Consider the following 9,513-nt stretch of genomic DNA (forward strand, 5'->3'; position numbering starts at 1 on the left):
GTGCCACCAGTCAAAACGCTGATGCCCTTGGCAACAACATCTTCCTGGGTCAAACGCTCAGCCAAAATACGCGCACCAGCCAAGGTCCGCTCCTGGCGCTCCTTGAACTCCGGCGAAGCGGCAATCTTGAACGCCACCGCCTTGCCAGCAATCACGTGCTCCAACGGACCACCCTGCTGGCCAGGGAACACCGCCGAGTTCAGCTTCTTCGCAATCTCCGCATCATTCGAGAGAATAATGCCGCCACGAGGACCAGCAAGCGTCTTATGCGTCGTGGAAGTCACCACGTGAGCGTGCGGGACCGGCGAAGGATGCAACCCGGTTGCCACCAGGCCAGCGAAGTGCGCCATATCCACGAACAGGTACGCGCCAACCTTGTCAGCGATCTCGCGGAAGCGCTGGAAATCCAGCTGGCGCGGATACGCCGACCAGCCAGCAACAATCATCTTCGGCTGGTTCTCGATGGCAAGGCGCTCCACCTCGTCCATGTCCACTTCATAGGTTTCCTCGTCCACACCGTAAGGAACGATGTTGAACAAGCGGCCCGAGAAGTTCAGCTTCATCCCGTGGGTCAGGTGGCCACCGTGGTTCAGGTTCAGCCCCAGCACGGTATCGCCCGGACGAACCAGCGCGTGGTACACCGACGCGTTGGCCTGCGCACCGGAATGCGGCTGCACGTTGGCGAACTTCGCCCCGAACAGGTCCTTGAGCCGCTCGATCGCCAGCGTCTCGATGACATCAACTTCCTCGCAACCGCCGTAATAGCGGCGGCCCGGGTAGCCCTCGGCATACTTGTTGGTCAGTACCGAACCCTGCGCCTGCATGATTGCTTGCGCAGTGTGGTTCTCCGAAGCGATCATTTCCAGACCGCGCTGCTGGCGCGCCAGCTCAGCGTCGATACGCTGCGCGACCTCCGGGTCCAGCGAAGCCAGCGACTGGGTCAACGTTGCAGCGGCAACGGATTCAAAAGTCTGGTTGCTCATTACTCGACGTTTCCACCGTTCGCGCTTGCGTAGTCAGCTGCCGAAAGCAGCGGACCCTCTTCGGCGACCTCAACGGTGAACAGCCAGCCGGCACCGTATGGGTCTTCGTTCAGGATGCCTGGGTTGTCCACTGCCTCGCCGTTGATGGCAACGATGGTGCCGGTCACTGGCGAGTACAGGTCGGAAACCGACTTGGTGGACTCGACTTCGCCACAGGTCTCGCCTGCGGTAACGGAGTCGCCGACCTCTGGCAGGTCGACGTAGACCACGTCGCCCAGGGCGTCGGCGGCAACCTGGGTGATGCCGATCTTTGCTGGGGACGATGCATCGATCCACTCGTGTTCGGCCGAGTAGCGCAATGACGAAAGAACTTTACTCACGGTATTTCCTCTCCCAAGGGAATTAGCGGGCGATTTGCTTAGCCCTACTGATGTTTAACGTTACTTGGCTCGGGTGTAGAACGGCAGTTCGACTACGACAAAAGGCAAAGTCTTACCACGCAGGTCTACCTCCAGCTCGGTCCCCACTGCACCGAATTCGGCGTCGACGTAACCCAGTGCAACCGGGTAGCCCAGGGTTGGCGAAGGCTGGCCGGAGGTGATTTCACCGATGGTTGCGCCGTCCTTGACGATGGCGTAGCCGCCGCGGCCGGCACGCTTGCCCAGGCCCTTGAGGCCGACGAGCTTGCGTGGCGGGGTCGCACCGCGCAGCGCTTCCAGGGCTTCGCGGCCCACGAAGTCCTCTTCCTTCTTGAAGGAGACCACCGGGCCGAAGCCGGCATCGAACGGGGTGCGTTCCAGGGACAGCTCGTTGCCGTACAGCGGCATGCCGGCTTCAAGGCGCAGCGAGTCGCGGGCAGCCAGGCCGCAAGGAACCAGCTCGTGGTCCTTGCCGGCTTCAACGCTCTTTTCCCAGAGGGCTGCCGCATCCTCGTTTTCGATGATCAGCTCGAAGCCGTCTTCGCCGGTGTAGCCGGTGCGGGCCAGCAGCACGTCGATGCCGCCGAGCACCACCTTCACCGCAGCGTAGTACTTCAGCTCGGTGACAGCCTGGGCAGTTGCCTCGTCGGCGGCCAGCTTGCGCACAATCGCCTCAGCGTTCGGTCCCTGGACGGCGATCAGCGACTGGCGGCCCGAAGCGTCGTCCACGACGACGTCGAAGCCGGCGGCGCGGGCAGCCAGTTCGGCGGCAACCACCGGGGCGTTGCCGGCGTTGGGCACGACGAGGAACTTCTCCTCTTCCAGGCGGTAGACGATCAGGTCATCGATGATCTTGCCCTCGGCGTCAAGGATCAGCGAGTACTTCGCCTTGCCGACCTTCATGATGCCCAGGTTCCCTGCCAGGGCGGCGTTCAGCGCCTTGCCGGCTTCCGGGCCGGAGAGGTAGACCTCGCCCATGTGGGACAGGTCGAACAGGCCAGCGGTGGAGCGCACGGCCTTGTGCTCTGCCAGTTCCGAACCGTACTTCAACGGCATGTCCCAGCCGCCGAAGTCGGTGAAGTTGGCGCCGAGAGCTTCGTGCTGCGCGTGCAGCGCGGTGTGCTTGAGTGCTTGAGTAGTCTCAGTCATCTCTAACTCTTCCTTAGTCTTCGAAGGCTTCGGGAGCCGGGCAGGAGCAGATCAGGTTGCGGTCGCCACCGGCGCCGTCGATGCGGCCCACGGTTGGGAAGTATTTGTCGAACTTCAGCGCCGGGACCGGGAAGGCCGCCTGCTCGACCGAGTACTTGCGGTCCCACTTGCTGTTGACCACGGCGGAGACCGTGTGCGGAGCGTTGCGCAATGGGGATTCCTCGATGCTGTAGGCACCGGAGAGGACCTCGTCCATTTCCTGGCGGATGGTGATCATCGCTTCAATGAAGCGCTCGATCTCGGCCAGGTCCTCGGATTCGGTGGGCTCCACCATCAGGGTGCCTGCCACAGGGAAGGACAGGGTCGGCGCGTGGAAACCGAAGTCGATCAGGCGCTTGGCCACGTCCTCGGCGGTGACCCCGGTCTTGGCGGTCAGTTCGCGCAAGTCCAGGATGCACTCGTGGGCAACCAGGTCCTTGTTGCCGGTGAACAGTACCGGGAAGTGCTCGTTCAGGCGCTTGGCAATGTAGTTCGCGTTCAGGATCGCGTGCTTGGTGGCTTCGGTCAAGCCGTCCCCGCCCATCATCGCGATGTAGGCCCAGGAGATCGGCAGGACGCCGGCCGAGCCGAAAGCGGTCGCCACCACCGGCACGCCGTCACGCTCGGAGTAGGTGCCCGAAGCATCGCCTGGCAGGAATGGCAGCAGGTGCTCGCCAACGCCGATTGGGCCTACGCCTGGGCCGCCACCGCCGTGCGGGATGCAGAAGGTCTTGTGCAGGTTCAGGTGCGACACGTCGCCGCCGAACTTGCCTGGCTGGGCCAGGCCAACCATGGCGTTCATGTTCGCGCCATCGATGTACACCTGGCCGCCGGCGGCGTGGACCTTGTCGCAGACCTCGCGCACGTCGGAGTCGTAGACGCCGTGGGTGGATGGGTAGGTGATCATGATGGCTGCAAGGACGTCCTTGTTGGCCTCGATCTTGGCATCCAGGTCGTTCGCGTCGATGGTGCCATCGGCTGCGGTCTTCACGACCACCACGCGCATCCCGGCCAGCACTGCCGACGCGGCATTGGTGCCGTGGGCCGAGGCCGGAATCAGGCACAGATCGCGCTGGCCTTCGCCGCGCGAACGGTGGTAGTCCGAGATCGCCAGCAGGCCCGCGTACTCGCCCTGCGAGCCGGCGTTGGGCTGGATCGAAACGCCAGCGTAGCCGGTGATTGCGGTCAGGCGCCCTTCCAGGTCGGTGATCAGCTCGCGCCAGCCCTCGGTCTGCGCTGCAGGCGCGTAGGGGTGGATCGAGGCGAATTCCGGCCAGGTGATGGATTCCATCTCGGCGGCCGAGTTCAGCTTCATGGTGCACGAACCCAGCGGGATCATGGTGCGGTCCAGGGCCAGGTCGCGGTCCGAGAGCCGGCGCAGGTAGCGCATCATCTGGGTTTCGGAGGAGATGGTGTTGAAGATCGGGTGGGTCATGAAGTCGCTGGTGCGCACCTGCCCGGCCGGGATCTCGAAGCCTTCCGGAGCCGAGAGCTCTGCGCCGAAGACCTCGAGCAGGGTCTTGACGACGCCCGAGGTGGTGGCCTCGTCGGTGGAGATGCCCACCTGGGTCTCGCCCACCTTGCGCAGGTTGATGCCTGCTTCGATGGCCTTGGCAATGATGGCATCGGCGTTCTCGACGTTCACCACCACGGTGTCGAAGAAGGAATCCGAAGCCAGGGTGTAGCCGCCTGAAACCAGCGAGCTGGCGATGACCCGGGCGTGGTTGTTGGCGCGCGAGGCGATCTGCTTCAGGCCGGCTGGGCCGTGGTAGACCGCGTACATCGAAGCGCAGATGGCCAGCAGGGCCTGTGCGGTGCAGATGTTGGAGGTGGCCTTTTCGCGGCGGATGTGCTGCTCGCGGGTCTGCAGGGCCAAGCGGTAGGCAGGGACTCCGGCGTCATCGGCCGAAACGCCTACCAGGCGTCCTGGCATGGAACGGGTCAGGCCATCGGCCACGGCCATGTAGGCAGCGTGCGGTCCGCCGAAGAACAGCGGCACGCCGAATCGCTGGGTGTTGCCCACGGCGATATCGGCACCCTGCTCGCCCGGAGGGGTGATCATGGTCAGGGCCAGCAGGTCGGCGATCACGGTAACCATGGCGCCGGTTTCCTTGGCGGCGGCGATGATCGAAGCGTGGTCCGCGATCGAGCCGTCGTTGCCAGGCTGCTGCAGGACAATGCCGGAGATCTCGCCCTCTGGCAAGCCTGCGGCAAGGTCGGCAATCTCGACTTCGAAGCCCAGTGCGTCAGCGCGGCCCTGCACGACCTTGAGGGTCTGCGGGAAGATGTTGGAGTCCAGCACGGTCTTGCCCTTGGACTTCTTCTTGTTGGCGCGGCGCATCATCAGCACGGCTTCGGCGGCAGCGGAGGATTCGTCCAGCAGCGACGCGTTGGCGATGGGCAGGCCGGTCAGGTCCATGACCATGGTCTGGAAGTTCAGCAGGGCTTCGAGGCGGCCCTGGGAGATTTCCGGCTGGTACGGGGTGTAAGCGGTGTACCAGGCTGGGTTTTCCACGATGTTGCGGCGGATCACAGCTGGGGTGATGGTGTCGTAGAAGCCCTGGCCGATCATCTGGGTCTTCATGACGTTCTTCGAGGCAAGCGCACGCAGGTGGGCTAGGGCTTCGGTTTCGCTCAGAGCATCAGGGATATCCAGTGCGGAGTCCTGGCGGATGTCTGCCGGAACGGCGGTGTCGATCAGTTCTTCCAGGCTGTCGTAGCCCAGGGTCTGAAGCATGGTGGTGACGTCGGAAGGACGTGGGCCGATATGGCGTGAAACGAATTCAGTATTCGCTCGTGCCGAAGTCTGCGTGATGGTCATGGTGCTGGTATCTCCATGGGATCTGTCTTGGCGCATGCCAAAGGAAGGTCTTTTTACCTCCCCATCCCTGTTGCATAACCTGAGAGTTTTACGCATCCAGCAAACCAAGCCGGGCACTTGCACCTTCGGTGAACCGGAACGGGCCGGTTTCTTTCCAGAGTTGCCTCATGATGGCGGTACGGGTGCCTGAGAGTTTCCTGGGGAGGAATTGCTCCTACGGCGCCCGTCCATGGTGTGAACGGGACTCTCCCGCCATCCGTCTATGGCGCGCGCTGCCGGCCGGAGACCTGCAGCACACCACCATGTTACCTGCCCCGCCCCCAAGGTCAAACAGGAGCGGGGTCCGGAAAAGTCATAAATGCGTTCAGTTGGCGTCGGCAGTTAAACGGATGTAATCAGGATATTTCGCTGACAAGGAATCACCCGACGAGGTGCCGGTGATCCGGCGCTTGACCCACGGAGCCAAATGCTCTCTGGCCCAGCCCAATTCCTGCTTCAGCTTTTCGCCGCGCGAGTTCACGGCCAGTTCCGGCAGGGACGGCTGCTGGATCCTGGAGGACCAGTTTCCCTCGGTGATCCGATGGGTGCCGAGCACGTCAAGGACCTTCGAGGCCATCAGCGTGTGGCCCAGCTCGTTCATGTGCAGCCGATCCACCGCCCAGTAGCGCAGATCGGAGAATTCGCGCCACCGCCAGTAATCGGCGATCACCGCGCCGTACTCGTCCGCGATTTCGCGAACCTTCTCGTTGTAAATGGCCGTGCGCGGACGGGTCTTGGAGAACAACGGTGATTCCACGGTGTCGAAACCGGTGAACAGCACGACCGCGCTTCCGGCTTCGGCAAAGCGGCGCACCATGCCTTCATAGCCGCGCATCAGCGCATCCAGGTCCGCCTTCGGGCGCAGGATGTCATTGCCACCGGCATAGATGGTGACCAGATCCGGGGCCAGTGCGAGCGCCTGGTCCAGCTGCTGGTTGATCACCTGCCCGATCTTCTTGCCGCGCACCGCCAGGTTGGCGTATTCCCATTCGCCTTCGGCGCAGAGCACTTCCGAAACCCGGTCCGCCCAGCCGCGGACCTGGTTGGGCCGGGTCGGATCCACATCGCCAACGCCTTCGGTGAACGAGTCACCTAGTGCCACAAACTTCTTCACTTCGCTCCTGCTTCGTTCCATTCCCGATGGGTTTACTACGCGTTGCTGCCGGCAGCCTGGGCCGACATGTTCTTCTGCATGATCAGCTGGCGGGCCAGCTGGCTGAGCTTGACCCCGGTGGAGATCTCCTTGACGCCTTCATTGCGCGAGGGGATGAAACCGAAGCCCAGCTGGTGGGCTGGATCGGCGAAGGCCAGCGAGGAATTCGCACCGTCATGGCCGTAGGCGAAAATCGATCCGTAGTTGTTGCGCGCGGTGGCCTTCATGAACCCCAGGGCGAAGGCCTGCAGCAGCCCGTTGGTCCGGTCATGGCCGTAGACCAGCTCGGTGGAAACCTGGGACCAGGTGTCGGCGGTGAGGAATCCGCGGGTGGCGCCCAGTGCCGGCACTGCACCGAATGAGGCGGCATAGATTGCGGCGAGGCCTTGGGCATTGGCGACCGCGCCCATGGATGCGGGGCCCAGTTCGCGCACCTGCGGCGCGTTGGCCAGTTCGTGCCAGTTGTAGACCGGGCCGTTTTCCAGCGCGAAACCGGAGGCCGAGTTCACCGAAAGCCCGGCCGGGGAGAACGGATCGAAGAATTCCGGTGCGGCGTCAGCGCCCGGCAATACATCGCGGTAGCGCGATTCCAGCGCGGGGTCCTGGCCGATGTATGCTTCGGCTCCCAGCTGCTTGCGGATGCGCTCCTCGAAGACTTCTTTCAGTTCCTTGCCGGTGACCCGGCGTACCAGTTCTTCCATGAGCACGCCCATGGTGATCGCGTGGTAGCCGACAATGTTCTGGCCCAGCGGCCAGACGCTTGGCATGGAAGCGAGCACCTTGGCGTATTCGGCGGAGTTCAGGAGGATCTCGCTGGGCACGCCCCCGGGCACGCCGAGCACTCCCGCTTGGTGGCTGAGCACCTCGCCGACGGTGAGCTGGGTTTTCCCGTTGTCCCCGAATTCCGGCCAGTAGGTGGCCATTGGCGCGTTCGGATCAATCAGCCCATCTTGCACGAGCAGTGCCACGACCAGCGCACCCAGGCCCTTGGTGCAGGAGAAGACGCAGGTCAGCGCGTCACCAGAGAGGTGCTCGCCAACGCTGTGGCTGAGCACCAATTCGCCGCGGTGGTACACGGCCAGCTGCGCCGAATAACCTTCTTCCTCAGCGGCTCGCGCCTCTAGTGCTTCCGCCAGGGGCGCGAACTCTTCAGTGATCACCGATTGCATCTAAATCCTTCAAAGTGCTTGTCTCTCATCAACTAACCCTAACCGCTTCGATCCCATGGCCCGGTAGTTCCACACGCTGACCCGACACCTAGCATATAGGTACGTCAGCTCACAGCATTGGCTTGTTTAAGCCACTAATCGACATTTCACTACCGCTGGACCCCAAGTTCTGTGAGCCAGCCTTGAAGCCGGTTTGCCCACTTCATGCGCTGACCCTAAAGTTGTAATGTTTGCCTACAAAATTGAAGGAGATGATCTCGATCGCATGACTGTGAACAGTGACACGGCCGTTACCGACGGCAAAGAAACAGAACTCCGCAGGGTGATTGGCCCGAAGCTGCTGCTATTCCTCATCATGGGCGATATCATCGGCGCCGGAATTTTCGCCATCACCGGCAAAGTTGCCGGCCAGGTGGGCGGAGCCGCCTGGCTGCCGTTCCTGATCGCTTTCACGATCGCGACCCTCACCGCCTTCAGCTACCTCGAACTGGTGACCAATTACCCGCACGCGGCCGGTGCCGCCTTGTACATCCACAAGGCATTCGGCATCCACTTCGTCACCTTCCTGGTGGCGTTCACCGTGGCTTGCTCGGGCATCACCAGTGCCGCCACCTCGGCCACCTTGGTGGGGCGCAACCTGCTCATTGGCATTGGCCAGTTTGTCGAGGGTGTTCCCAACACCCCGGAAGCGGGCATGTGGGCAGCTATTGCGATCATCGTGATCCTCGCAGTGATCAACTTCCGCGGCGTGGGCGAGAGCGTGAAGTTCAACCTCGTGCTGACCATAGTTTCGCTGGCCATCATGGCCGCGATCATCGGCATCGGCTTCGCGGTGATCGCCTCGGGCCAGGGTGACATTTCCCGCCTGGTGGTCTTCGAGACCCCCACCGACCGCAGCGTCTTCGCCGCCGTGACCATGGGTACTGCCATTGCGTTCTTCGCGATGGTGGGCTTCGAGGATTCGGTGAACCTGGTTGAGGAAACCAAGAATCCCAAGAAGACCTTCCCGAAGATCATGCTCATCGGCCTGGGCATCTGCGCCTTGATCTACATGCTGGTGGCCGTCACGGTCATCATGGTGATCCCGACCGGCGATCTGCTGAACCCGAAGAACCCGGATGCCGGCATCCTGCTGGATGTTGTGCGCATTGGCCTGCCGAACCTGCCAGTTGACGCGATCTTCCCGTTCTTGACCGTCTTCGCGGTGGTCAACACCGCGCTGATGAACATGCTGATGGCTAGCCGCCTGCTCTATGGCATGGCCCGCCAAGGCGTGCTGCCGCAGTTCCTGGGCAAGGTGCATTCGACCCGACGCTCGCCATGGGCCGCGATCCTGTTCAGCACCGTGCTGGCCATCGCCTTGGTGGTCTACGTGAACTTGAGCAACGGAAGCAGCATTGTCGGCTCGCTGGGCGGCACGACCGCGCTGCTGTTGTTGTGCGTGTTCGCCGTAGTCAACGTAGCCCTGCTGGTGCTGCGCCGCGACAAGCCGGAACCCGATGCGTTCCGCGCTCCAACGATCATCCCGATCCTCGGCGTGTTCTTCTGCCTGTTCCTTGCCGGCCCTTGGGCTCGTTCGCGTGAAGACTGGGTCCAGTACGAGATTGCCGGCCTGCTGCTGGTCATCGGCGTGCTGCTGTGGGCCGTGACCTGGTTGGTCAACCGGATCAACTACAAGAAGGGCGTCATCGAAACCCGCCCGGGACAGTACTGATCCCAAACCGTTAAAGCAGTGATGGGC

7 protein-coding genes and 1 riboswitch are annotated in these 9,513 nt (G+C 62.7%); of the genes, 1 reads left to right on the forward strand and 6 read right to left on the reverse strand.

Translation table 11 applies throughout. The features are described 5' to 3' along the window. From glyA to ACNPM8_RS10450, 6 genes are all read right to left on the reverse strand, one after another. A partial coding sequence (glyA, locus tag ACNPM8_RS10425; protein ID WP_448939800.1) for a serine hydroxymethyltransferase occupies positions 1 to 983 on the reverse strand: 983 nt, incomplete at its 3' end. Continuing rightward, positions 983 to 1,363 carry a glycine cleavage system protein GcvH gene (gene gcvH / locus ACNPM8_RS10430; protein WP_402695778.1) on the reverse strand — a complete coding sequence of 127 codons (381 nt, stop codon included), beginning with the start codon at positions 1,361 to 1,363 and terminating at the stop codon, positions 983 to 985. The genes gcvH and glyA, both read right to left, overlap by 1 nt. 60 nt (positions 1,364 to 1,423) lie before the next feature. Continuing rightward, positions 1,424 to 2,551 (reverse strand): glycine cleavage system aminomethyltransferase GcvT, encoded by a 1,128-nt coding sequence (gcvT, locus tag ACNPM8_RS10435; RefSeq protein ID WP_448939801.1) that lies wholly within the window; start codon positions 2,549 to 2,551, stop codon positions 1,424 to 1,426. A gap of 13 nt (positions 2,552 to 2,564) precedes the next feature. Further along, a complete protein-coding gene (gene gcvP, locus ACNPM8_RS10440; protein WP_448937918.1) occupies positions 2,565 to 5,411 on the reverse strand; it encodes an aminomethyl-transferring glycine dehydrogenase in 2,847 nt (948 codons plus the stop codon). 164 nt (positions 5,412 to 5,575) lie between these two features. Beyond that, positions 5,576 to 5,673: riboswitch (glycine riboswitch) on the reverse strand. Between the two features lie 102 nt (positions 5,674 to 5,775). Then, positions 5,776 to 6,552, reverse strand: coding sequence for a GDSL-type esterase/lipase family protein (locus tag ACNPM8_RS10445; protein WP_442904123.1), 777 nt, complete (start codon positions 6,550 to 6,552; stop codon positions 5,776 to 5,778). Between the two features lie 47 nt (positions 6,553 to 6,599). Then, a complete protein-coding gene (locus ACNPM8_RS10450) occupies positions 6,600 to 7,772 on the reverse strand; it encodes a serine hydrolase domain-containing protein (RefSeq protein WP_448939802.1) in 1,173 nt (390 codons plus the stop codon). 265 nt (positions 7,773 to 8,037) lie between these two features. Between ACNPM8_RS10450 and ACNPM8_RS10455 the strand changes: the two genes are divergently transcribed. Then, entirely contained in the window at positions 8,038 to 9,486 is a 1,449-nt protein-coding gene (locus ACNPM8_RS10455) for an APC family permease (protein WP_448939803.1), read from the forward strand. The last annotated feature ends 27 nt before the right edge of the window (positions 9,487 to 9,513 follow it).

This window comes from Glutamicibacter sp. AGC46, from assembly GCF_053543715.1.